This window comes from Brevundimonas sp. (genome assembly GCF_019636155.1).
Lineage (GTDB): Bacteria > Pseudomonadota > Alphaproteobacteria > Caulobacterales > Caulobacteraceae > Brevundimonas.
Genome location: NZ_JAHBYB010000017.1, coordinates 1 through 22,926, shown reverse-complemented (window position 1 = coordinate 22,926; position 22,926 = coordinate 1). Strand labels below are relative to the sequence as shown.

General features: G+C 70.9%; 24 protein-coding genes. 15 read left to right on the top strand and 9 right to left on the bottom strand.

All coding sequences use genetic code 11. The features are described 5' to 3' along the window. On the top strand, positions 1-1,227 hold a 1,227-nt coding region (gene ftsH, locus KF910_RS13335; RefSeq protein ID WP_292263683.1), incomplete at its 5' end, for an ATP-dependent zinc metalloprotease FtsH. Between the two features lie 166 nt (positions 1,228-1,393). Here ftsH and KF910_RS13330 read toward each other — a convergent pair. Next, a complete protein-coding gene (locus KF910_RS13330) occupies positions 1,394-1,801 on the bottom strand; it encodes a GreA/GreB family elongation factor (protein ID WP_292263680.1) in 408 nt (135 codons plus the stop codon). A 355-nt stretch (positions 1,802-2,156) separates the two neighbouring features. Between KF910_RS13330 and KF910_RS13325 the strand changes: the two genes are divergently transcribed. The 8 genes from KF910_RS13325 to KF910_RS13290 all read left to right on the top strand — a co-directional run bounded on the left by KF910_RS13325 (position 2,157) and on the right by KF910_RS13290 (position 7,860). After that, positions 2,157-3,371 (top strand): acyltransferase family protein, encoded by a 1,215-nt coding sequence (locus tag KF910_RS13325; RefSeq protein ID WP_292263677.1) that lies wholly within the window; start codon positions 2,157-2,159, stop codon positions 3,369-3,371. Positions 3,372-3,445: 74 nt separating this feature from the next. After that, positions 3,446-4,084 (top strand): hypothetical protein, encoded by a 639-nt coding sequence (locus tag KF910_RS13320; protein ID WP_292263674.1) that lies wholly within the window; start codon positions 3,446-3,448, stop codon positions 4,082-4,084. 3 nt (positions 4,085-4,087) lie between these two features. After that, positions 4,088-4,393, top strand: a complete 306-nt coding sequence (locus tag KF910_RS13315; RefSeq protein WP_292263671.1) for a winged helix-turn-helix domain-containing protein — start codon at positions 4,088-4,090, stop codon at positions 4,391-4,393. After that, on the top strand, positions 4,390-5,208 hold the full coding sequence (gene folP, locus KF910_RS13310) for a dihydropteroate synthase (RefSeq protein ID WP_292263668.1): 819 nt from the start codon (positions 4,390-4,392) through the stop codon (positions 5,206-5,208). The genes KF910_RS13315 and folP overlap by 4 nt, the downstream gene beginning before the upstream one ends. A 37-nt stretch (positions 5,209-5,245) precedes the next feature. Beyond that, the gene (gene thiD / locus KF910_RS13305; RefSeq protein ID WP_292263665.1) at positions 5,246-6,049 is read left to right on the top strand and encodes a bifunctional hydroxymethylpyrimidine kinase/phosphomethylpyrimidine kinase; all 804 of its coding nucleotides are present in this window, start codon (positions 5,246-5,248) and stop codon (positions 6,047-6,049) included. Continuing rightward, positions 6,046-6,672, top strand: a complete 627-nt coding sequence (locus KF910_RS13300) for a nucleotidyltransferase family protein (protein ID WP_292263662.1) — start codon at positions 6,046-6,048, stop codon at positions 6,670-6,672. The genes thiD and KF910_RS13300 overlap by 4 nt, the downstream gene beginning before the upstream one ends. Continuing rightward, positions 6,669-7,415 carry a ribonuclease T2 family protein gene (locus tag KF910_RS13295; protein ID WP_292263659.1) on the top strand — a complete coding sequence of 249 codons (747 nt, stop codon included), beginning with the start codon at positions 6,669-6,671 and terminating at the stop codon, positions 7,413-7,415. Before KF910_RS13300 ends, KF910_RS13295 begins: the two co-directional genes overlap by 4 nt. A gap of 43 nt (positions 7,416-7,458) precedes the next feature. Next, complete coding sequence (locus tag KF910_RS13290; RefSeq protein ID WP_292263656.1) at positions 7,459-7,860, top strand: hypothetical protein; 402 nt, start codon at positions 7,459-7,461, stop codon at positions 7,858-7,860. Here the strand turns inward: KF910_RS13290 and KF910_RS13285 are convergent. From KF910_RS13285 to KF910_RS13265, 5 genes are all read right to left on the bottom strand, one after another. Then, complete coding sequence (locus KF910_RS13285) at positions 7,835-8,734, bottom strand: hypothetical protein (RefSeq protein ID WP_292263653.1); 900 nt, start codon at positions 8,732-8,734, stop codon at positions 7,835-7,837. The two genes, KF910_RS13290 and KF910_RS13285, sit on opposite strands and share 26 nt — an antisense overlap. Positions 8,735-8,774: 40 nt before the next feature. Next, positions 8,775-9,542 carry an ABC transporter permease gene (locus KF910_RS13280; protein ID WP_292263650.1) on the bottom strand — a complete coding sequence of 256 codons (768 nt, stop codon included), beginning with the start codon at positions 9,540-9,542 and terminating at the stop codon, positions 8,775-8,777. After that, positions 9,542-10,480, bottom strand: coding sequence for an ABC transporter ATP-binding protein (locus KF910_RS13275; protein ID WP_292263647.1), 939 nt, complete (start codon positions 10,478-10,480; stop codon positions 9,542-9,544). The genes KF910_RS13280 and KF910_RS13275 overlap by 1 nt, the downstream gene beginning before the upstream one ends. 96 nt (positions 10,481-10,576) lie before the next feature. Then, positions 10,577-11,164: a hypothetical protein gene (locus tag KF910_RS13270; protein WP_292263646.1), complete on the bottom strand. Its 588-nt coding sequence runs from the start codon at positions 11,162-11,164 to the stop codon at positions 10,577-10,579. Between the two features lie 166 nt (positions 11,165-11,330). After that, positions 11,331-11,795, bottom strand: coding sequence for a peptidase S1 (locus KF910_RS13265; RefSeq protein WP_292263645.1), 465 nt, complete (start codon positions 11,793-11,795; stop codon positions 11,331-11,333). 256 nt (positions 11,796-12,051) lie between these two features. Here KF910_RS13265 and KF910_RS13260 point away from each other — a divergent pair, with 256 nt between their 5' ends. The 6 genes from KF910_RS13260 to KF910_RS13235 all read left to right on the top strand — a co-directional run bounded on the left by KF910_RS13260 (position 12,052) and on the right by KF910_RS13235 (position 17,916). After that, positions 12,052-13,851 carry a long-chain-acyl-CoA synthetase gene (locus KF910_RS13260; RefSeq protein ID WP_292263642.1) on the top strand — a complete coding sequence of 600 codons (1,800 nt, stop codon included), beginning with the start codon at positions 12,052-12,054 and terminating at the stop codon, positions 13,849-13,851. A 77-nt stretch (positions 13,852-13,928) separates the two neighbouring features. Beyond that, positions 13,929-14,795, top strand: a complete 867-nt coding sequence (gene motA, locus KF910_RS13255) for a flagellar motor stator protein MotA (RefSeq protein ID WP_292263640.1) — start codon at positions 13,929-13,931, stop codon at positions 14,793-14,795. 112 nt (positions 14,796-14,907) lie between these two features. Further along, positions 14,908-15,156, top strand: coding sequence for a hypothetical protein (locus KF910_RS13250; RefSeq protein WP_292263638.1), 249 nt, complete (start codon positions 14,908-14,910; stop codon positions 15,154-15,156). A 179-nt stretch (positions 15,157-15,335) separates the two neighbouring features. Next, on the top strand, positions 15,336-15,590 hold the full coding sequence (locus tag KF910_RS13245; protein WP_292263637.1) for a hypothetical protein: 255 nt from the start codon (positions 15,336-15,338) through the stop codon (positions 15,588-15,590). Positions 15,591-15,679: 89 nt separating this feature from the next. After that, a complete protein-coding gene (gene mnmC / locus KF910_RS13240; protein ID WP_292263635.1) occupies positions 15,680-17,518 on the top strand; it encodes an FAD-dependent 5-carboxymethylaminomethyl-2-thiouridine(34) oxidoreductase MnmC in 1,839 nt (612 codons plus the stop codon). After that, on the top strand, positions 17,509-17,916 hold the full coding sequence (locus KF910_RS13235) for a DUF6491 family protein (RefSeq protein WP_292263633.1): 408 nt from the start codon (positions 17,509-17,511) through the stop codon (positions 17,914-17,916). The genes mnmC and KF910_RS13235 overlap by 10 nt, the downstream gene beginning before the upstream one ends. A gap of 4 nt (positions 17,917-17,920) precedes the next feature. Here the strand turns inward: KF910_RS13235 and scpA are convergent, their stop codons facing one another. The 3 genes from scpA to KF910_RS13220 form a co-directional block, all read right to left on the bottom strand. After that, complete coding sequence (gene scpA, locus KF910_RS13230) at positions 17,921-20,068, bottom strand: methylmalonyl-CoA mutase (RefSeq protein WP_292263631.1); 2,148 nt, start codon at positions 20,066-20,068, stop codon at positions 17,921-17,923. Next, positions 20,065-21,444, bottom strand: coding sequence for a methylmalonyl-CoA mutase family protein (locus KF910_RS13225; RefSeq protein WP_292263629.1), 1,380 nt, complete (start codon positions 21,442-21,444; stop codon positions 20,065-20,067). The genes scpA and KF910_RS13225 overlap by 4 nt, the downstream gene beginning before the upstream one ends. A 75-nt stretch (positions 21,445-21,519) precedes the next feature. Beyond that, a complete protein-coding gene (locus tag KF910_RS13220) occupies positions 21,520-22,737 on the bottom strand; it encodes a PQQ-dependent sugar dehydrogenase (RefSeq protein ID WP_292263627.1) in 1,218 nt (405 codons plus the stop codon). Positions 22,738-22,926 lie beyond the last annotated feature (189 nt).

Genomic DNA, 22,926 nt, shown 5'->3' with positions numbered 1-22,926 from the left:
ATGTTCGTCGGCGTCGGCGCCAGCCGCGTGCGCGACATGTTCGAACAGGCCAAGAAGAACGCCCCCTGCATCATCTTCATCGACGAGATCGACGCGGTCGGCCGCCATCGCGGCGCCGGCCTGGGCGGCGGCAATGACGAGCGCGAGCAGACGCTGAACCAGTTGCTGGTCGAGATGGACGGGTTCGAGGCGTCGGAAAACATCATCCTGATCGCCGCCACCAACCGGCCCGACGTGCTGGACCCCGCCCTGCTGCGGCCCGGCCGGTTCGACCGCCAGGTGGTGGTGCCCAACCCGGATGTCTCGGGCCGCGAGCGCATCCTGCGCGTCCACATGAAGGACGTGCCCCTGGCGCCGGACGTCAACGTCAAGACCATCGCGCGCGGCACGCCCGGCTTCTCGGGCGCCGACCTGGCCAATCTGGTCAATGAGGCGGCCCTGATGGCGGCCCGCAAGGACCGTCGCATGGTCACCCACCGCGACTTCGAGGACGCCAAGGACAAGGTCCTGATGGGCTCAGAGCGCAAGTCCATGGCCATGAACGAGGAAGAGAAGCGGCTGACCGCCTATCACGAGGCCGGCCACGCCATCGTCGCCATGAACGTCAAGATGGCCGACCCGGTGCACAAGGCCACCATCGTGCCGCGCGGCCGCGCCCTGGGCATGGTGATGCAGCTGCCGGAAGGCGACCGCTATTCGATGAAATACCAGCAGATGGTCGACCGCATCGCCATCATGGCCGGCGGCCGGGTGGCCGAGGAGCTGATCTTCGGCAAGGACAACATCACCTCGGGCGCCAGTTCGGACATCGAACAGGCGACCAAGCTGGCAAGAGCGATGGTCACGCGCTGGGGCTTTTCGGACGTGCTGGGCACGGTCGCCTATGGCGAGAACCAGGAGGAGGTCTTCCTGGGCCATTCGGTGGCGCGCAGCCAGAACGTGTCGGAAGAGACGGCGCGGATCATCGACGCCGAGGTCAAGCGGCTGGTCACCTCTGGATGGGACGAGGCGCGCAAGATCCTGAAGCGGAAGAAGGGCGACCACGAGAAACTGGCCCAGGCCCTGCTGGAGTTCGAGACCCTGTCGGGCGACGAGATCCGCGACCTGCTGGAAAAGGGGCTGGCGCCCAACCGCGACGCCGACAACTTCCCCAACGCCGGACCTTCGGTCTCGGTGCCGGTGACGCCGGTGTCGGACGGAACCGAGGTGCAGCCGACGGTGCACTGAGGGCGTGCCGCGCCCCTTCTCCCCACCGGGGGAGAAGGTGGCTCACGTCAGTGAGACGGATGAGGGGGATGGCTGATCCATCCTGATCGTCCGCCCAGCCGGGGACACAGCCCCCTCATCCGGACGGCTCCGCCGCCCACCTTCTCCCCCGAGGGGAGAAGGGGCTTCAGGCCGCCGCCGCCTCGACCAGGATCGGGGTCAGGCGGCGCAGGTCGCCCGAGGCGTCGGGCCAGTCCAGGGACACGCCCTCGGCCAGGCCGATCAGGCCGGCGCCGACCCAGGACAGGACCGAGACCTTGCCCTGGTCGATGTCGGCGTCTTCGGGCAGGACCAGCTGGACGCGGCGCGCCTCTTCGCTGCGGCCGTCGACATAGTGCAGCCAGCGGTTCAGCGAGACGATGTTGGCGGGCAGATCGCCCGCCTCGCACACCTGGGCGCGGTCCAGTTCCTGTTGCAGCAGGGCGGCGGGACCACGGCCGGGCAGGTCGCCGACCAGCCGATCCAGGGCCTCGAAATCGGCGCGGCTGAGGAGGATGTCGGGCAGGCCGACGAGATGATGGGCGGAAGCCGTCATGACGGCAGTCTCCTTAAAGGGTGTTCATGCGCCGAGGGCCGGACCGGGTCCGGCGCGGGCGCCTCAGAATTCTGGGAAAAGCGGGAAGGTGCGGTTCGCGGCGCCCCGTAGCGGGGCCGGCGCAGCGCGCACGACGAACCGCTACGGGTCAGACGCCTTCGACGCGGCGCCCCGCATGGCTGGTCCGTCGGATCTGACTGACGAGGCGGTTCATGGCCTGAAGCTGGGTGGGCGGAGCCGGTTTGTCAAATGGGGCGATGGGAGCGTCCAGGGATCGACGTCGAAAAACATGTTTGCATTATAAACTAGTCTATCGTAGATGGCCGTCATTCAAGCCCGGCTGGGAGGCCGCCCGATGACATCGACCCAAACCCCGGACCGCCTGCACGGTCTGGACGCCCTGCGCGGCGGCGCCCTGCTGCTGGGGGTGGTGCTGCACGCCAGCCTGTCCTTCTTTCCCCAGCAGATCTGGATCACGGCCGACGCCAGCCGCTCGATCGGGGCGGCCTGGATCTTCTTCGGCATCCACCTGTTCCGGATGACGGCCTTCTTCATGATCGCCGGCCTGTTCGCCCACATGATGCTGGCGCGGCGGGGCTGGTTCGGCTTCGCCAGGGACCGGGTGATCCGCATCGCCGGGCCGCTGGCGGCCTTCTGGTTCCCGGTCATGGCCGGGATCGTCACCGCCCTGGTGTGGAACGCCCAAGCCAACGGCCTGGTGACGCCGGGCGCGCCCCCGCCCCCGCCGCCGACCTATGACTGGACCAACTTTCCCCTGACGCACCTGTGGTTCCTCTATGTGCTGATGATCTTCTATGTCGCCCTGCTGGTGCTGCGCGCGCCCTTCGCGGCCATGGACCGGAATGGCGCCTGGGGCCGTCTGGTCGACCGGGTCACCGGCGCCCTGACCGGGCCGCACACGCCGGTGCTGCTGGCCGCCCCCCTGGCGGTCGCCCTGTGGCTGGACCCGAAATGGATCGCCTTCTTCGCCGTGCCGACGCCGGATGCGGGCGTCGTGCCCCACACCGCCGCCCTGGTCGGGTTCGGCCTGGCCTTTGGCTTCGGCGCCCTGCTGGACCGGCGCCGCGACCTGCTGAACCGGATCGCCGCCTGGTCGCCCCTGTATCTGATCGTCGCCGTCGCGGCGGGTTTCGGCGCCTATTACCTGGCGGGCGGGCCGACGATCGCGCCGATGGTCGAGCCGACCCGCGAGAAGGCCATGGCCGCCGCCGTCACCGCCCTGGCGGTCTATGCCTCGGCCCTGGCGGCCATGGGCCTGTGCCTGCGCTTCCTGTCGGGACGCAGCGCGGTGCGGCGTTACCTGGCCGACGCCTCCTACTGGGTCTACATCCTGCACCTGCCGCTGGTCATGCTGGCCCAGGTGTGGGTTCAGGACTGGCCCGGCCCGTGGTGGGCCAAGCTGGCGGGGGTCTCGCTGGGCGTGTTCGGCGTCTGCCTGGCCAGCTATGAGCTGACGGTGCGGCACGGCTTCATGGGCAGATGGCTGAATGGCCGCCGCATCCCGTGGCGCGGGGCCAAGGCCGAGCCGGCCATCGCCCCCGCCGAATAGTTTGCCAAGCGGGGCCGGCTGGTTCATCCCGGACCGGTCGGCCCCGCCCGCAAGAGTCGCACCCGAGGGAACCCATGCCCGCCAAGCCCCGCCTGAATTCGCCCCAGGACGATCTGGCCTTCATGCGTTCGATCGTCGAGGGCGGCGGTCGGCCGCCGATGACCCTGGCCATCTGCTATCTGGCGGGCGGGCTGCTGTACGGGCTGCAGTGCCTGTTCCACGTCGGCCAGGTGATCGGCCTGATCCGCTGGCCCGACCTGGCCAATCTGGCCTTCGTGGTCGGGATCACCGTCGCCTTCCTGAGCGTGCTGACCTGGGCCATCCTGAAGGACCGCAAGGACGGCCCTGCCAATCGCGGCCCCCTGGCCACGCGGGTGACCAGCGCGGCCTTCAGCGCCACGGGCATGGCCAATGCGGCGGTCATCATCGTCTTCGCCGTGGGCGCCGTGCGGGATCAGGATTTCGCTGTCTGGCTGTATTATGCCGCCATCGTCTTCGCCTTGCAGGCGGCGGCCTGGTATGTCGCCTGGGTTCTGAAGAAGAAGGCCTGGATGCTGGCGGTGTCGTTGGGCGGCTGGGTCACGGCGGTGGCCCTGGGGGTGCTGGTGCGCCAGCCGGTCGCCTATCTGGGCGTCTGCACCGCGGCCCTGTTCCTGCTGTTCGCCCTGCCCGGATGGGCCCTGTTCCGCGACGCGCGCGGCGATGCGGGCTGAGCCATGGGTCTGGAGGATCTCGGGCGGATCGACGATGTCATCCACGGCCGAATGCGGCTGGGGATCATGGTCTATCTGGCCGATGTCGAGACGGCCGAATTCACCGAGCTGAAGACGGTGCTGGAGGCGACCCAGGGCAATCTGTCGGTCCATCTGAAAAAGCTGGAAGAGGCCGGATACGTCGCCATCGACAAGAGCTTTCGCGACAATAAGCCCCTGACGCGGGTCGCGATCACGCCCGAGGGGCGGCGGGCCTTCGGCGCCTATCTGAAGGCCCTGGGCGCCCTGATCGGCAAGGCGGACGGATGATCCCGCCGCGCGTCATGGGCATCGTCAATGTGACGCCGGACAGTTTCTCGGACGGCGGGCGGCTGGGATCGGTCGCGGCGGCGGTGGACCACGCCCTGAGCCTGGTCGCCCAGGGCGCCGACATCCTGGACATCGGCGGCGAAAGCACCCGGCCGGGCGCCGAGCCGGTGGGTTGGGCCGAAGAGATTGCGCGGGTCGTGCCGGTGATCGCAGGGGTCCGCGCCCGCTGGACCGGGCCGATCAGCATCGACACGGCCAAGTCCGCCGTGGCGCGGGCCGCCGTGGCGGCGGGGGCGACGATCTGGAATGACATCACCGGCCTGAGCGGCGCGGAAGACAGCCTGGCCACGGCGGCGGACCTGGGCTGCGGCGTCTGCCTGATGCACATGAAGGGCGAACCGCGCACCATGCAGTCGGACCCCCGCTATGAAGACGTGGTCGCCGAGGTGTTCGGCTGGCTGGCGGCGCGGGCCGAGGCGGCCATGGCGGCGGGGGTGGCGCGGGACGCCATCTGGCTGGATCCGGGCGTAGGCTTCGGCAAGACGGCGGCGCACAACCTGACCCTGACCGCGCGGCTGGGCGGCCTGGCCGCCCTTGGCTTCCCGGTGCTGTATGGCGCCAGCCGCAAGCGGATGATCCAGGCCGTCGATCCGACGGCGGAAGATCCGGGCGACCGGATCGGCGGCTCCCTGGCCCTGGCGCTGGAGGCGGCGCGGCGCGGCGCGGCCGTGATTCGGGTCCATGACGTGCGCCAGACGGTGCAGGCCCTGAGGCTTCAGGCGGCGGTGGCGGCGGTGGCGGCGGCGGGCGGTTGAGCCTATCTAGGCGGGCCTGTTCGCATACGGAGTCGCCATGACCGCCCCGCTCGGCCGCGTCCTGATCATCGCCGGTTCGGATTCCGGCGGCGGCGCGGGGGTCCAGGCCGACGTCAAGGCGGTGACGATGCTGGGCGGCCATGCAGCGACCGCCATCACCGCCATCACCATCCAGAACACCCTGGGGGTCCACGGGGTGCATCCCCTGCCTCTGGAGGTCGTCACGGCCCAGGCCCGCGCGGTGCTGGACGACATCGGGACCGATGCGGTCAAGACCGGCATGCTGGGGTCGGTCGAGGTGGTCGAGACGGTGGCCGCCCTGCTGGACACGACCCCGGCGCCGGCCGTGGTCGATCCCGTCATGATCGCCAAGGGGGGGCATCCCCTGCTGGAAGACCGGGCGGTGGAGGCCGTCCGTGAACTGATGGTCCCGCGCGCGGGCCTGCTGACCCCCAATGCGCCCGAGGCGGAGGCCCTGACCGGCCTGACGGTCGCGGACCTGGACGGCCAGCGTCGGGCGGGCGAGGCGCTGTTGAACCTGGGCGCACAGGCGGTGCTGATGAAGGGCGGCCATGTGGCGGGCGGCGAGACGGTGATCGACCTGCTGGTGACCCCAAACGGCGAGACCCTGCTGGAGGGGCCGCGCATCGGCACCACCAGCACCCACGGCACCGGCTGCACCCTGGCCAGCGCCTGCGCGGCGGGGATCGCCTGGGGCAAGCCGGTCGAGGTCGCGGTCGCCGAGGCCTGGGCCTATGTGGCCGAGGCCATCCGCCGGGCGCCGGGCCTGGGCGGCGGCCACGGACCACTGGATCACGCCTGGCCGGTGCGCGGACGATGAGCGATCTGGAAGCCCGGCTGATCGAGATCGTGCGGGCCAACCCCGGCCTGATGCATGTGCTGACGACCGTGCGCGGCCTGGACCTGCCGGACTGGCGCATCGTGTCCGGCGCCGTCTATCAGGCGGTGTGGAACGCCCGGACGGGCCGCCCGGACGGATACGGGATCAAGGACTACGACCTGGCCTATTTCGACGCCTCGGACATCGGCTGGGACGCCGAGGACGCCGTGATCCGCCGCGTCGCCGCCGCCTTCGACGAACCGTTCCGCAGCCAGGTCGAGGTGCGGAACCAGGCGCGGGTGCATCTGTGGTTCAAGGACCGGTTCGGCGAGGATTACGACCCCCTCCCGAACACCGACGCGGCGCCCGCCCGCTTCGTGGCGCCCGCCTTCGCCGTGGGGGTGCGGCTGGAGGATGACGATACGATCAGCGTCCTCGCCCCGTTCGGTCTTCAGGACGTGTTCGACATGGTGATCCGGCCCAATCCCGACCGGCCCCTGGCCCGTGGGTGGGCGCGAACGATCGAGAACGCGCGCGGCCGCTGGCCCGAGATCACCGTGGTCGAACCGTCACGCGCGCCGCCCAGACTGTCGGCCGAATCCGCATCGGGAACAGATCGATGATCCGTCGCGCCTGGCGTCTGACGCCTCTGCTGCTGCTCGTGGGGTGCAGCCCCTTGGCCGAACCCGCCGTGACGGGCGGGGCCGAGGGCGAACAGTGTGTGATCCCCGCCCGGCTGACGCCGGCGCGCGCCTATCGGCCGCCGGCCGAAGAAGTGGCGGCCGATGTCGAAACGGCCCATTACCTGATGGCCGTCAGCTGGTCGCCCCAGGCCTGTCTGACGGGCAAGGATTATCCGGATGCGGAACATCAGTGCCGCGACAACCGCTTCGGCCTGACCCTGCATGGGCTGTGGCCGAACGGGCCGACGCGGTCGCGGCATCCGCGATACTGCGCCCCCGCCCCGGCGATCCGGGCCGAGACGGTGCGGCGGCATTTCTGCATGACCCCCTCGCCGTCGCTGCAGCAGCATGAATGGGCCGCGCACGGGACCTGCGGCTGGGACACGCCCGAAGCCTATTTCGACCAGGCGGCGCGCCTGTGGGATGGGCTGAAACGGCCGGACCTGGAGGCCATACCGGCGCGCGACCTGACGGCCGGATCGATCCGGCGCGCCTTCGCCCGGGCCAACCCCGGCCTGCCGGAACGGGCGGTCTGGGTGGTATTGGCCGAGGACGGCGCGTTCCGCGAGGCGCGCATCTGCTACTCCAGGGCCTTCGTCTGGGAGGCCTGTCCGCACGGCGCGGGGCCGCGCGACGGGACGCCCGTGCGCCTGGCGGCGCGGAACCGGGCAACCGGCCGTTAACCGAAGGGGCGCAGCCTGATCCCATCGTGCCGGGAGACGCGCCATGTCGACCATCGCCACCCACGGCTATCGCCGCGTCCGCGACCATTTCGAGCCGCAGGACATCGATCCGCAGGAACAGCGCCGCCTGCGCGGCCAGCTGGAGCAGATCGACTACACCGCCTTCCTGGCCAACCGCGAGGTGCTGAGCCAGGTGCTGGGCCGGGCGGGGGCGGACTCGTTCCAGAAACTGGCCACCCTGACGGCCGTGGCGCGGGCGCGCTGGGCCGGAGAGGCGTTGCGGCTGGCGGAATCCGGCTCGCCGGTCACTCCCGACCAGACGGCGCGGCTGACCGCCCACCGCATGGCCTATGAGGAGTTGGCGGAGGCCTATGAGGCCCTGCGGCGCATGGTCGAGCGGGGCTATCTGAACCTGAATCCTAATCCAGGGGCTGAGGCCGGGTGACGATCGGGGCGTCCGGATCGGCCGCGGTCGGCCGGGCCGCGGTCGGCGGCTCCGTCTGGACGGGGACCGGCTCAGCGTCCTGAACCGGATCGGGCGGCGCCAGGATCACGCGCGGCGGCGGGGCCGCGACGGTGGGGGCGGGCGCGGGAGACGCGCTCGGCGGCCGTTCGGACCGGGCCGGCGAAGCGGCGGCGGATGGGACCGGAGCCTCAGCCTGGGCTGGAGTCGCAGATGACGGGACGGCCGGGACCGGGGCAGGCGTGTCGACAACCGGCGCGGGCTGGGGCGTGGGCGCATCCGCCTGGACAGGGACGGCGGGCGGAGCCGCAGCCGGCGCGGGCCGATTCAGCCACCACCAGCCCGCGGCGGCGAGCCCCAGAACGACGACGGCGGCAAGACCATAGACGACCACGCCGGGACCGCGCGGCCGCGCCCGGACGGCGGCCGAGGCCGGAAGGGGCGAAGGGCTGGGCTCGGCTGGCGCTGCGTCGAGGGCCGCAGGCGCGGATGGCGGGGGCGGGGCCGGCGAAGGAACGGGCGTCTCCGGCCCCGACTGGGGTGGGGCCGCCTGAGGCGCGGGACGACGCGGCGCCTGGGGCACCAGGGAGCCCTGGAATATGCCGGCGCCGGGACGCGGGGCCGTCGGGGCAGGCGTCGAACTCGGGGCCGGGCGCGGGGCGGTCAGGCTGTCGGGGGTTACCGAGGCGGGCGGCTGGGCCGAGGCGGTGGGGCGCGCCGGGCGTGGCGGCGGCGTCAGGCGATTGACCGCCGTGGGCAGGGGGCCGGCGCGAAAGACGGTCGGGGGCGGGCGGCCCCATTCGATGCCCTTTCGGGCCGGGGGCGGGCCGGGCGGCGGACGGTCGTCGGTGGGCATGGCGGCAGGCTGAAGCGCGAAACCGGCGCCTTTATGACCCTCAGGCCTTCAGGCGGTAGCCGGTGCGGAAGATCCAGCCGACCACGGCCAGCAGGGCCAGGAAGAAGGCCAGGGTGGCCCCCAGGCTGAGGCCCACCGGCACGTCGCCGACGCCGAAGAAGGCCCAGCGGAAGCCCGAGATCAGATAGACCACCGGGTTGAACAGGCTGACCTGCCGCCAGCCGTCGGGCAGCATGTCTATCGAGTAGAAGGCCCCGCCCAGGAAGGTCAGGGGAGTGACGATCAGCATGGGGATGAAGTTCAGCTGTTCGAAATTCTGGGCCCAGACGCCGATGATGAAGCCGAACAGGGCGAAGGTGGCCGAGATCAGCACCAGGAAGGCCAGCATCCAGAAGGGGTGCAGGATGTGCAGGGGCGTGAACAGGGCCGCCGTGGCCAGGATGATCAGCCCCAGGATCACCGACTTGGTGGCGGCCGCCCCGACATAGCCCAGCACGGTCTCGAAGGCCGAAACCGGCGCCGACAGCAGCTCGTAGATGGTGCCGGTGAATTTCGGAAAATAGATGCCGAAACTGCCGTTGAAGATGGAGTTGGTGAACAGGCTGAGCATGATCAGCCCCGGCACGATGAAGGCGCCGTAGGGCACGTCGGACACCTGGGTCATGCGGCTGCCGATAGCCGTGCCGAACACGACGAAATAAAGGGCCGTGGTCACCACCGGGGTGATGATCGACTGCCAGAAGGTGCGCAGGGCGCGCGCCATCTCGAACTTGTAGATGGCCCAGACGCCGTAACCGTTGAACGCCATCAGGCCGCCTCCTCGCGCGACTGGTGGACCAGGCCCACGAAGATGTCCTCAAGCGAACTCTGGCGCGTGGACAGGTCCTTGAACCCTATGCCCAGGTCGGACAGGCGGCGCAGCAGGGATGGCACCCCGGTCTTGTCGGCGTTGGAATCGAAGACATATTCCAGCTCGTTCCCGTCGGCCTTCAGGGCCAGGGACCAGTCGGACAGTTCGGGCGGCAGGACGGCCAGCGGCTCCTGAAGCTGCAGGGTCAGGGTCTTCTTGCCCAGCTTCTTCATCAGGGCCGAGGTCTCTTCGACCAGAACCAGCTGGCCCTTCAGGATCACGCCCACTCGATCGGCCATCTCCTCGGCCTCTTCGATGTAGTGGGTGGTCAGGATGATGGTGACGCCGCGCTCGCGCAGGCCGCGCACCAGGTTCCACATGTCGCGGCGCAGCTCGACATCGACGCCGGCGGTCGGCTCGTCCAGGAACAGGATGTCCGGCTCGTGGCTCAGGGCCTTGGCGATCATGACCCGGCGCTTCATGCCGCCGGACAGGGTCATGATCTTGGAGTCCTTCTTGTCCCACAGGCTGAGGTCGCGAAGGATCCGTTCGATCAGGGCCGGGTCGGGCGAGCGGCCGAACAGGCCGCGGCTGAAATTGACCGTGTTCCAGACCGTCTCGAAGGCGTCGGTGGTCAGTTCCTGGGGCACCAGGCCGATGCGCGACCGGGCGGCGCGATAGTCGGACCGGATGTCGAAACCGTCGGCGATCACCCGGCCCTCGCTGGGGGTGACAATGCCGCAGATGATCGAGATCAGGGTGGTCTTGCCCGCCCCGTTGGGCCCCAGCAGGGCGAAGATCTCGCCCCGCGCGATCTCCAGATCGATGGGTTTGAGCGCCTGAAGACCGGATTTGTAGGTCTTGGTCAGGCCCTGGACCGATATCACCGCCGCCATTCGCCCCTCCCCTCAGGTGGCGCCCAGATATGAAGCCCGGGCTTCGGCCTCAAGGGGAAGAGGCGGGATGGCGGATGATTTTTACGTCCTCGCCTCTCAGGGCGCGACGGCAGGGTCCACGACGATGACCGGAGGCGGGGCCGTGCGCGCGGGCGCCGGGGCCTGGCTCGTGGTCGGACCGGTCGAGGGGGCGACGATCACCCGCGCCGGGGCGGGGACATAGGGGCGCGGGCCGGTCGGCTCGGGCGCGACCTCGGCCACGGGCGCCGGCGTGGCGGCGGCGCGGCGGACGGGCGGCGCTTCGCGACGACCAGGGGCCGGAGCATCGACGCGCGGCGTCGGGGCGGTCGCCGGTTCGGCGGCCAGGGCCAGGGTTTCGGCCGGGATGGCCTCGGCCGCCCGGGGCTCGGCCAGGGGCACAGGGGCCGGAAGCGGCGCGGCGCGCGCAGGCTCGGCCGGAACCAGCGGCGCCTCGGCCGGGGCGGTCAGGACCACGACGGCGCCCGCCGCCAGGGCCAGGGCGCCGACGGGCGCCAGGATCATCCAGGCACGCACCCCGCCTCGGCCGCGACGGCCGCCGCGGGCGTAGGCGGGAACGAAAACGGGTTCTTCGCGCGCATGAACCGGTTGATCCGCGCCCTTCAGGGCGGTGGTGCGCGGTTGATCGGCATAGGTCATGGACATGGGAGACCTCCTCTAGCGTCTTGAACGAGGAGAACCCAGGTAGATGAACTCGGTTCCTGTTTTTGTGCATCGCCGCAAAGAAAAACCGTTGCCGCCATACATGTGGCGACAACGGCTTGACTGTGAGACCGGTCGTGAAGACTGACCGATTATGGCGAAGGTTGCCTCAGAAGTTGGTGACTTCAGAGATCGACAGGACCGCGGGCTTGGTTTCGCCGCTAGAATAGGTGCCGACCCAGATCTCGTAGCGGCCGGCGACCGGGCTGAGGGTGACCAGGGGGTTGAAGCCGTCGCCGCTGTCGTCGTCGCAATACCATTCGCCGTTCGGACCGTTGACCACCAGGGTGACGTCCGAGTTGGAGATCGCCGAGATCTTCAGGTTCAGCGACCCCTTGCCGTCCCACCACAGGCGCGCGTCCGGCTGGGCCGTGATGAAGCCGCGGCAGGTGTTGAAGCGGGTCGAGGCGTCGATGGTCCCGCCGGCGCGCATGGCGATCAGGTGCGGGTCGGGCGTGAAGCCGGGCGACAGGCGAACGTCGCCGTAGTTGGCGTTGGCGTTGTAGTCCTGGGCCGCCGCCGGTCCGGCGAGGGCGGCGAGCGCGAGGCCCGCGGCGAAAAGCATGGTCTTCATGGATGAACCCCCGAAAATGATCGAATCCCCGGACATCACGGCCCGATGCCGTGAACGTCGTTAGGCGGATTAAGCGCTGGCTTGGCCTTATGTTCAAGCCTTCCAACCCTGACGGAGATGACGCCGCGTCACCCGACGCATCGGCGCCACGCGGGGCGCCGGAACGGCCCCCCCGGACCGGAGCGCGCTCGCCTTGCGGTTGACCGGCCCGCCGCGCTTGTTCATCAGGGTTGGGAACGGCGAAAGGGAGAGCGACATGGGCCTGGTGGCGAACATCAAGCGCGATCTGCGTTTCGTCGCCTCCCTGCGCCGGCTGCTGAACCGCATCAAGCCGATCACCCTGGACAGCCCGGTTCTGGTCAGCGACGACTTCGAGGAGGCCGTCGACCGGTTCGCCGACAAGGTGGCGGTCCAGGACGAGCATCGCAGCCTGACCTATCGCGAACTGGACGCCCTGGCCAACCGGTTCGGCCACTGGGCCAAGGACCGGGGCCTGAGGCGCGGCGAGGTGATCGCCCTGGTCATGAGCAACCGCGCCGAATACCTGGCGGCCTGGCTGGGGTTCGCCAAGGTCGGCATCGCCACGGCCCTGATCAACACCAATCTGACGGGACAGGCTTTGGCCCACTGCCTGGCCCTGTCGGGCGCCTTCAACGTCGTGGCCGACGAGGACTGCTGGCGCGAGGTCGAGGAGGCGCGGCCCTTCGTCAAACAGAACCTGATGCTGTGGGTCCTGGGCCTGACGCCCGAGAACGAGACCAGCCAGAGGCGCGGGCTGGACGGGGCCGTGCGCGGCGGCTCCTCGGTGCGGCCGTCGCCTTCGGTGCGGGCCGGGCTGACCAACCGGGACACGGCCCTGTTCATCTATACCTCGGGCACGACGGGCCTGCCCAAGGCGGCGCGCATCCCCCATTCGCGGGCCCGCACCTATATGCGCGCCTTCGCCGGCTGCACCGAATCGACGCCGGAGGACCGGATCTACAACTGCCTGCCGCTGTACCATTCGACCGGCGGCCTGGTGGGGGTCGGCGCCGCCCTGCTGAACGGGGCGCGGCTGATCCTGCGCAAGCGGTTCTCGGCCACGGCCTTCTGGCCCGACGTGCGGGAATCCGGGGCCACCATGTTCGTCTATATCGGCGAGCTGTGCCGCTATCTGGTCAATTCGCCGCCGGGCGAGGACGACCGGGCGCACAGGCTGCGCCTGGCCTTCGGCAATGGCCTGCGTCCGGATGTCTGGGAAGAGTTCCAGTCGCGCTTCGCCATCCCGCGCATCCTGGAATTCTACGGCTCGACCGAGGGCAATGTCTCCCTGTTCAATTTCGACGGCAAGCCGGGGGCCATCGGCCGGGTTCCGCGCCTGCTGAAGAGCCGCATCAACATCCGTCTGGTGCGGTTCGACGTCGAGACCGAGACGCCGGTGCGCGGCTCCAACGGCCTGTGCCAGGCGACGTCCGTGGGCGAGATCGGCGAGGCCATCGGCATGATCGGCGACGACGTGCGGCACGATTTCTCCGGCTATGCCGACAAGGCCGCCTCGGAGAAGAAGATCCTGACCGACGTGTTCAAGCGCGGCGATCGCTGGTTCCGCACCGGCGACCTGATGCGCCAGGATTCCGAGGGCTATTTCTATTTCGTCGACCGGATCGGCGACACCTTCCGCTGGAAGGGCGAGAACGTCTCGACCACCGAGGTCGAACAAAGGCTGGCCGAGGCGCCGGGCGTGCACGAGGTGATCGCCTATGGGGTGCCGGTGCCGGGCCACGAGGGCAAGGCGGGGATGGTCGCCGTGGTCGCCGACGGACGGTTCAGCGCCAAGGCCTTCGCCGAATACGCCCAGGGCCAACTGCCCTCCTACGCCCAGCCCGTGTTCGTGCGGCTGATCAAGGCGGTCGACACCACCGGGACCTTCAAATACCGCAAGGTCGACCTGGTCTCCGAGGGCTATGACCCGGAACGGGTGGACGGCCAGGTCTATGTGCGCGGCGGCAAGAACGGCTATCAGAAGCTGACGCCCACGGCCCTGGCGGCGATCGCCTCGGGCGAGTTCCGGCTGTAGGCCCGGCGTCGCGGCAACCGGCCTTTAATCATTAACGGCGATGGTCGGCGCCTCTCTTCGCGTCGGGCCGGCCCAACATGTTCCAGATCATCGGCATCGTGCTGCTTTTCGGCATGGTCTTCGGCAGCTATCTGCTGGCCGGGGGCAAGATGGCGGTGATCCTGCACTCCCTGCCCTTCGAGCTGATGGGCATCCTGGGGTCGGGCATCGCGGCCTTCCTGATCGGCAATTCGATCGGCGCCATCAAGGCGACCCTGGGCGGCTTCGGCCGCATCTTCGGCGGCAACAAGTGGAAGAAGCAGGACTACAAGGACCTGCTGTCCCTGCTGTTCCAGCTGACCAAGACGATGAAGTCCAAGGGCGTCATCGCCCTGGAAAGCCATATCGAGAAACCCGCCGAAAGCAGCATCTTTCAGAACTTCCCCAAGGTTCTGAAGGACCATTTCGCCGTCGATTTCATCTGCGACACCCTGCGGATGATGACCATGAACCTCGAGGACCCGCACCAGATCGAGGACGCCATGGAAAAGCAGCTGGAGAAGCATCACCACGAGGCCCTGGCCGGCGCACACGCCCTGCAGAACATGGCCGACGCCCTGCCCGCCCTGGGCATCGTCGTGGCCGTGCTGGGGGTCATCAAGACCATGGGCGCCATCACCGAGCCGCCGGAAATCCTGGGCGGGATGATCGGCGGCGCCCTGGTCGGCACCTTCCTGGGGGTGTTCCTGGCCTACGGGCTGATCGGCCCCTTCGCCAACCGGCTGAAGGAGATCGTCGAGGGCGACGGCGCCTATTACAAGATCATCCAGTCGGTCCTGGTGGCTCACCTGCACGGCAATGCGGCCCAGATTTCGGTCGAGATCGGCCGCGGCGACATCCCGTCGGGGGCCCAGCCTTCCTTCTTGGAAATGGAAGAAGCCCTGTCGGCCGCCCCGGCCGTCTGATGCGCGCCGCGACGCCGCAGCGCCCGATAGGCCTTTCCTTCCCCTCACGAACGCGTTACCGATGGGGGTGGAAGCTCAAGCTTTCGTCGAATCCAACCTTAGGGGTTTTCCCATGCGCATCACCGCTCTGATCGCCGCCTCGGCCGCCGCCCTGGCCCTGGCCGCCTGCCAGCCGGCCGCTACCGAAAAGACTGAAGAAGCCGCCGCCGCCGACGCCGCCGTTTCGGCCGACGCCGCTGCTGCTGACGCCGCCGCCGCCGGCGCCGCCGCGACCGACGCCGCCGCTTCGGCCGACGCCGCTGCCGCCGCCGCTCCGGCCGCCGACGCCGCTCCGGCTGCTCCGGCTGCTCCGGCCCAATAAGGCCACGACGTCTTCGGACGTTGGGAAGGGGGTCGCTTCGGCGGCCCCCTTTTTCGTGCGCGGAGGCCTGGCGGCGATCACGGGCGCGTGAGAATCCGCTTGCGCTTCGCCTCACGTTTCCGTTATCTGGTCGGCACGGGGATTCATGGCCCCGCATGACCTTCTGAAGGACTTTTCCAATGCGCATCACCGCTCTGATCGCCGCCTCGGCCGCCGCTCTGGCCCTGGCCGCCTGCCAACCGGCCGCCGAAGACAAGGCTGAAGACGCCGCCGCCGCCGCCGACACGGCCGCCGACGCCGCCGCCACTGCCGACGCCGCCGCCACCGACGCCGCCGCCGCTGCTGGCGACGCCGCCGCTGCCGCGACCGACGCCGCCGCCGCTCCGGCCGCCGACGCCGCCGCTGCTCCGGCTGCCCCGGCCGCCGCTCACTAAGCGACGCGAACCTTCGGATCTTCGGATCCGTCGGAAGGGCCGTCCCGCAAGGGGCGGCCCTTTTTCGTGGTCGATGCTAGATCAGCACGATGACCGACGACCGTTCGCCCCGACTGGTCTGGACGCCCGAGGGCGCGCCGCGCTCCGGCCGATTCGACGACGTCTATTTCTCGCGCGAGGACGGCCTGGCCGAGAGCCGGGCAGTCTTCCTGGCCGGGTGCGGCCTGCCCCAGGCCTGGGGCGGGCGGCTGCGGTTCACCGTCGGCGAACTGGGGTTCGGGACCGGGCTGAACATCGCGGCCCTGCTGGACCTGTGGCGGCGCGAAAGGCCGCCGGGCGGGCGACTGCATCTGTTTTCGATCGAGGCCTTTCCCCTGGGCCGGGACGAGGCGGCGCGCGCCCTGGCCGCCTGGCCCGAGATCGCCGAGGCGGCCCAGGCCCTGCTGGACGTCTGGCCGCCTACCACGCCCGGCTTCCACCGGCTGGACCTGGACGGATTCGACGCGGTGCTGGATCTGGCGGTCGGGGACGCGGCCTGGGCCCTGGCCCAGTGGGATGGGCGCGCCGACGCCTGGTTCCTGGACGGTTTCGCCCCGGCGACCAATCCCGGCATGTGGTCCGAGACGGTGCTGGAGGCGGTGGCGGCCCGTTCGGCGCCCGGCGCGCGCCTGGCCACCTTCACCGTCGCCGGGGCGGTGCGGCGCGGCCTGGCGGCCCAGGGGTTCTCGGTCGAGAAACGGCCCGGCCACGGCCGCAAGCGCGAACGGCTGGAGGCCCAGGCGCCGGACGGCCCGCCGCCGCCCGCCCCTGACGGGCCGGTCGCCGTGATCGGGGCGGGCATAGCCGGAGCGGCCCTGGCGCGGGCCCTGACCGCCCTGGGACGCACGGTGACGGTGGTCGAGGCCGAAGGGCCGGGCGCGGGCGGATCGGGTTTTCCCGCCGGACTGGTCACGCCGCGCCTGGATGTCGGCGAAGCCCGGATCGCCGCCCTGTTCGCCCAGGCCCTGGAGCGGGCCGGCGACCTCTATCGCCGCATCGACGGAGCGGTGACGGCCCAAGGGGTGCTGCAGCTTCAATCGGGCACGCGCGACGAGGGGCGGTTCGCTCGTATCGCCGTCCAGCCCCTTTGGCCGATGGGCGCCATGCAGCCGATGACGGCCGAGGCGGTCGCCGCGCGGCTGGACCAGCCGGTTTCGGTGGGCGGCCTATGGATGGGGACGGCCATGGCGGTCCGGCCGCCCAGGATCCTGGAAACCTGGCTGGAGGGCGTCCGGACGGTGCGGGCGCGCGTCGGCGGTCTGACCCCGACCGATGGCGGCTGGCGTCTGATGGGTCCGGAGGGCGAGACGGTGCTGGAGGCGGCCCAGGTGGTGATCGCCGCCGGCTGGGGCGCGGCGGCCCTGGCGCCGGAGCTGGGGCTGCGACCGGTGCGGGGCCAGGCGGAATGGGTCGAGGGCGGCCGGTCGGAGACGGCGGCGGCCTGGGGCGGCTATGCGGCGCCGGGCGCGGGCGGCCTGCTGTTCGGGGCCAGCCATGTGCGGGACGAGGCGGCGACGGACATCCGGGCCGAGGAAGCCCGGGCCAATCGCGAGCGACTGGCGCAGCGGCTGCCCCGGCTGGCGGATCAGGTCGAGATCCTGCCGACCCGGGCCCGGGCGGCGGTGCGGGCGACCACGCCGGATCGCCTGCCGTTCGTCGGCGCCCTGGCGCCGGGCCTGTTCGTATTGACGGGACTGGGGTCGCGCGGCCTGTGCCTGGCGCCCCTGCTGGCCGAACATCTGGCGGCGCGGATGTCCGGCGCGGCCGGTCCCCTGCCCGCCGAACTGGAGTCGATCATCGATGTGGCGCGCGGGACGCAACCGGCCGGGCGAAACGGCGCTATAAGGGATGGAGCCATCCAAGGACCGGGAGACCCGCCATGCGCCTGACCGCCCTTTGCCTGATCGCCGCCGGAGCCGCCGTCGCGGCCTGCGCCCCCACCCCCGCCCCCTCGACCGGGGGCCCTTCGGACGGGCCGCGCGCCTGTTTCAGCACCCCCTCGGTGACCAATTTCCGCGCCGGCGACACCGACAACCTGTATCTGCGGACCTCGCGCGGCGAGGTGTTCGAGCTGGAAAGCCGCGGCTTCTGCCAGGATTTGGACTGGGCCAACAGCCTGACGATCCAGAAGGAATTCGTGGGCGGCAGCCGGCTGTGCGTCAATGACGACGCCGTCATCGGCTATCGCAGCGGCAGTCCCGCCGCCAGCATGCCGTGCCGGGCGCGGGTGGCGCGCCAGCTGACGGCCGAACAGGTCGCCGCCCTGCCCAGTCGCTCGCGCCCCTGAGCCGTCACGGCCTCTGGGCGTAGCCCAGGCGGATGTTCAGCCTGTCCAGCAGGTCCGCCGCCGTCTCGGCCACCACCGAGCCGGGCGGATAGACGGCGGCCACACCGGCGTCCAGCAGGGGCTGGACGTCCGCGGGCGGAATGACCCCGCCGACCACCACCATGATGTCCTCGCGCCCCAGCTTCTTCAGCTCGGCGATCAGGGCCGGCGCCAGGGTCAGGTGGCCGGCCGCCAGGGACGAGGCGCCGACGGCGTGGACCTTCTGCTCGACCGCCTGTTTCGCGGCCTCTTCCGGCGTCTGGAACAGGGGACCGGCGATGGCGTCGATGCCCAGGTCGGCATAGCCGGTCGCCACCACCTTCTGGCCCCGGTCGTGGCCGTCCTGGCCCAGTTTGGCGATCAGGATGCGCGGCGGGCCGCCGTCATTCTCGACGAAGGCGGCGACCATCTGGCGGGCGCGGGTCACGCGCGGCTCGTCCCCCGCCGTGGCGCCATAGACGCCGCGCACGGTGCGGACCTCGGCCACATGGCGGCCGAAGGCGGCCTCCAGCGCGTCGGAAATCTCGCCCACCGTGGCCTTGGCCCGCGCGGCCTGGACCGACAGCTCCAGAAGGTTGGCGTTTCCTTTCGCCCCGTTGGTCAGGGCGGTCAGGGCGGCGTCGACGGCGGCCGGGTCGCGTTCGGCCCGCAACCGTTCCAGCTTGGCGATCTGGGCGGCGCGGACCTGGGCGTTGTCGACCTTCAGCACCGGAATGTCGTCGGGCGTATCGGACAGATATTTGTTCACCCCGACCACGGTCTGCTGGCCGGTGTCGATGCGGGCCTGGGTGCGGGCGGCGGCCTCTTCGATGCGCAGCTTGGGCACCCCGGCCTCGATGGCCTTGGCCATGCCGCCCAGGGCCTGGACCTCGGCCATGTGGGCGCGGGCGCGGGTCGCCAGTTCGTGCGTCAGCCGCTCGACATAGAGGCTGCCGCCCCAGGGATCGATGACGCCGGTGATCCCGGTCTCGTGCTGGATCAGCAGCTGGGTGTTGCGGGCGATCCGGGCCGAGAAGTCGGTCGGCAGGGCCAGGGCCTCGTCCAGCGAATTGGTATGCAGGCTCTGGGTCTGGCCCGCCGCCGCCGCCATGGCCTCGACCATGGTGCGCGGGACATTGTTGAACACGTCCTGGGCCGCCAGCGACCAGCCCGAAGTCTGGCAGTGGGCGCGCAGGGCCAGGGATTTCGGATCGGTCGGTGAAAACTCGGCCTGGATCGCCTCGGCCCACAGCATGCGGGCGGCCCGCATCTTGGCCGTCTCCATGAAATAGTTCATGCCGATGGCCCAGAAGAAGCTCAGGCGCGGCGCGAACTTGTCGATCGGCAGGCCCGAGGCGACCCCGGCGCGGGCGTATTCCACGCCGTCGGCCAGGGTGTAGGCCATCTCCAGATCGGCCGAGGCCCCCGCCTCCTGCATGTGATAGCCGCTGATGGAGATGGAGTTGAATTTCGGCGCGTTCTGGGCCGTCCAGGCGAAGATGTCCGCGATGATCCGCATGCTGGGCGCCGGCGGATAGATGTAGGTGTTGCGGACCATGAACTCCTTGAGGATGTCATTCTGGATGGTCCCGGTCAGGGCGGAATGGGCCACGCCCTGTTCTTCGGCCGCCACGACATAGAGGGCCAGGATCGGCAGGACGGCGCCGTTCATGGTCATGGAGACCGACATCTGGTCCAGCGGGATGCCGTCGAACAGGGTCCGCATGTCCAGGATGGAATCGATGGCCACCCCCGCCATGCCGACGTCGCCGGCCACGCGCGGATGGTCGCTGTCGTAACCCCGGTGGGTGGCCAGGTCGAAGGCGATGGACAGTCCCTTCTGTCCCGCCGCCAGGTTGCGTCGATAGAAGGCGTTGGATTCCTCGGCGGTCGAGAAACCCGCGTACTGGCGGATGGTCCAGGGATTGGACGCGTACATGGTCGGATAGGGGCCGCGCAGATAGGGGGCGATCCCCGGCAGGCCATGGATGAAGTCCAGACCGTCGCGCGCCGAGGCGTCGAAGCGCGAAGGGATGTCGATCCCCTCGGGCGTGGTCCAGGGCTCGCGCGCGGCGGCGGGAGACAGGGGCGACAGGTCCAGCGGCGCGGCGGTGAAGTCGAACGGGCGGCTCATCGGGCGGCCTCCTCGAACGGGGCGGACCAGCGGACGGGCGTCAGGGGCGCGCAGGCGTCGCCGCCGGGGGCGGTCGTGGTGGGCGGCGCCTCGACCGGGGCGGGGCGAGGCTCGGGATCGACGAAGCGGTTGACCCCGACCATCACCGCGCCGGCTTCGGCCAGGGCGGCCTGGCGCGCCTGACGCGCGGCCGCGATCGGCGCCTGGACGGCCCCGGCCTTCAGGGCGGCGACCAGCCCGCCCTCGGCCTCGATGCGCTGGAACTCGGCCCAGCCGGCCTGGGCCAGGTCGCGGGTGCGGGCGTCCAGGAACCAGGAACCGGCGGCGGGATCGTCCACCCGGCCCAGCTGGGCCTCTTCCATCAGAACCAACTGCGTATTGCGCGCCAGTCGCCGGGCGAAGGCGTCCGGAACCCCGGCGGCGGCGGTGAAGCCGTCCAGGACGACGGCGTCGGCCCCGCCCACGGCCCCGGCGAAACCGGCCGCCGTCAGCCGCAGCAGATTGGGCCAGGGATCGCGCGCGTCCAGCATGCGGCGCGAGGACCGGGCCTCGATCACCGCCGGGGTCTCGGCCCCGGCGGCGCGGCTGAACGACCGCCACATCAGACGCGCGGCCCGCACCTTGGCCACCCCGTCCAGATATTCCGCGTCAAGCGACAGGCCCAGGACGGTGGCGGCCAGGGCGCGCGGCGCCGGCAGGCCGGCCCCGGTCGCGGCCCGCAGCAGTTCGGCGGCGGCGGCCAGGGCGAAGCCCAGTTCCTGGGCGATGGTCCCGCCCGCCTCGTGCGCCGCCCGGCCCGAGGCCAGGAACAGGCTGGCCAGGGGATAGGGGCCGGCGTGGCGCGCGGCCGCCTGGGCGGTCCGGGCCAGGGCGTCCTCTATCCCGCCGGCGATCCCGCCCGCGACGGCGAAGTCGGAAATCGGGTCCAGATGCAGCATCAGGCGCGCGCGCGGCGCCCCCTTGGCGGCGGCGGCCAGGGCGTCGGCGGCCGCGACACCATTTGAGCCCGCATCCAGGCCGACGGGGGCCAGTTCCAACGCCACCCCGTCCAGCGTCCGGGCCAGGGCGTCAGGGTCGGCGACGGCGGGGCCCGACAGCAGGATCGAGGCCGCCCCCTCGCGCAGTTCCTCCAGCACGACCGGATTGGCCTGGGCCGGGGTCTCGGCGCGGACCGGGACGCGGATGTCCCAGCCCCGGCCGTCGGCGGGCGTAGGGCGCGGCGCCCGCACCATCTCGGTATCGCCCGCGACATAGAGGGGGCGCACCGGCAGGCCGTCGGCGTCGGGGCGGGTCAGCCCCTCCAGGGGCGCGCCCTTCAGCGCCTTGCGGGCCAGGTCGGCCCAGGCGTCGAGCGAGGCGGGGGGCAGGTCGGTCATGGCGGCTCCAGTCGCAGACCCGGTAGCCGACCCCGGTCCCCTTCGTCCAGCACCGGGACGTTCAGGCGCCAAGGGTCAGGCGCGGGGGGCCAGGCGCACCAGCTTGCCGTCGTCCTCGTCGGTGATGGCCCAGACGGCCCCGTCCGGCCCCACGGCGACATCGCGGACCCGTTCGCCCAGGTCGGTCAGAAGCCGCTCCTCGCCCACCACCCGGCGTCCGTCCAGCACCAGACGGGCGATGTGTTTTTCCTTCAGCGAGGCCACCAGCAGATTACCCCGCCAGCCGGGGAACAGGGCCCCGTCGTAGAAGACCGCCCCGCCCGGCGCGATCACCGGGTCCCAGTAGTAGAGCGGCTGATCCATCCCCTCGCGGACCGTGATCCCGTCGTTTATCGCCCCGCCGGCGTATTCGATCCCATAGGCGACGACGGGCCAGCCGTAGTTGTGGCCGGCCTCGGGACGGTTCAGTTCGTCGCCGCCGCGCGTGCCGTGCTCGACGGTCCACAGGGCGCCGTCCGGGCCGATGGCGGCGCCCTGGACGTTGCGATGACCCAGGGACCATATCTCGGGCAGGGCGCCGGCGCGGCCGACGAAGGGATTGTCGTGCGGGACCGAGCCGTCGGCGTTGATCCGGACCACCTTGCCCATGTGGGAATCCAGCTGCTGCGCCTGGGGCCGCATCGGCTTGTCCGACCGCTCGCCCAGGGTGACGAACAGGGTCCCGTCCGGCGCGAAGGCCAGGGCCGAGCCGAAATGCTTGTCGCCGTCATAGGCCGGCAGGGCGCGGAAGATGACCTGAACCTGTTCCAGCCGCGTTCCGTCGTCCGACAGGCGGCCGCGCGCCACGCTGGTGGCGTTGCCGCCCTGGCGCGGCTCGGCATAGGACCAGTAGATCATCCGGTCCTGGGCGAAGGCGGGGCCGACCGCGACGTCCAGCAGCCCGCCCTGGCCGCGCGCGGCGACGGCGGGCAGGCCGGTGATCGGCGCCCCCACCATCCCGTCCGCCGAGACGATCCGCAGCCGCCCGGGCCGTTCGGTCACCAGCCAGCGCCCATCTGGCAACAGGGCCAGGCCCCAGGGATGCGACAGGCCCGAGGCCACGACCGTATGGGCCAGGGCCGTGTCCGTCCGCACCGCCGGGGCGCGGGTCTGGCCGGCGAAGGCCGGCTGCTGGTCCGGGGCGTTGGGGCTGCGGGTCTCCAGCGGCCCGTCCGGCGTCGGCGCGGGGCTCTGGGCCTGGCAGGCGGCGGCCAGGGCCATGAGGCCCAGGGCGGCGAGGGTCATCGAGCGCATGGCGGAAACTCCGGTTCGGCCAAGAAGGGTCCAGCATGGGACGCGCGGGGCCCGATGGCGATGCGACGCCACGGCGCGGCCTGTCCTCCGCCGCCCGGCGCCATGGACCACGCACGGCTTGAACCCCCCGCCCCGGCCCTATATAGGCACGCCTCTCGCGCGCGAGACGCCTTCGATCCCGGATCGAGC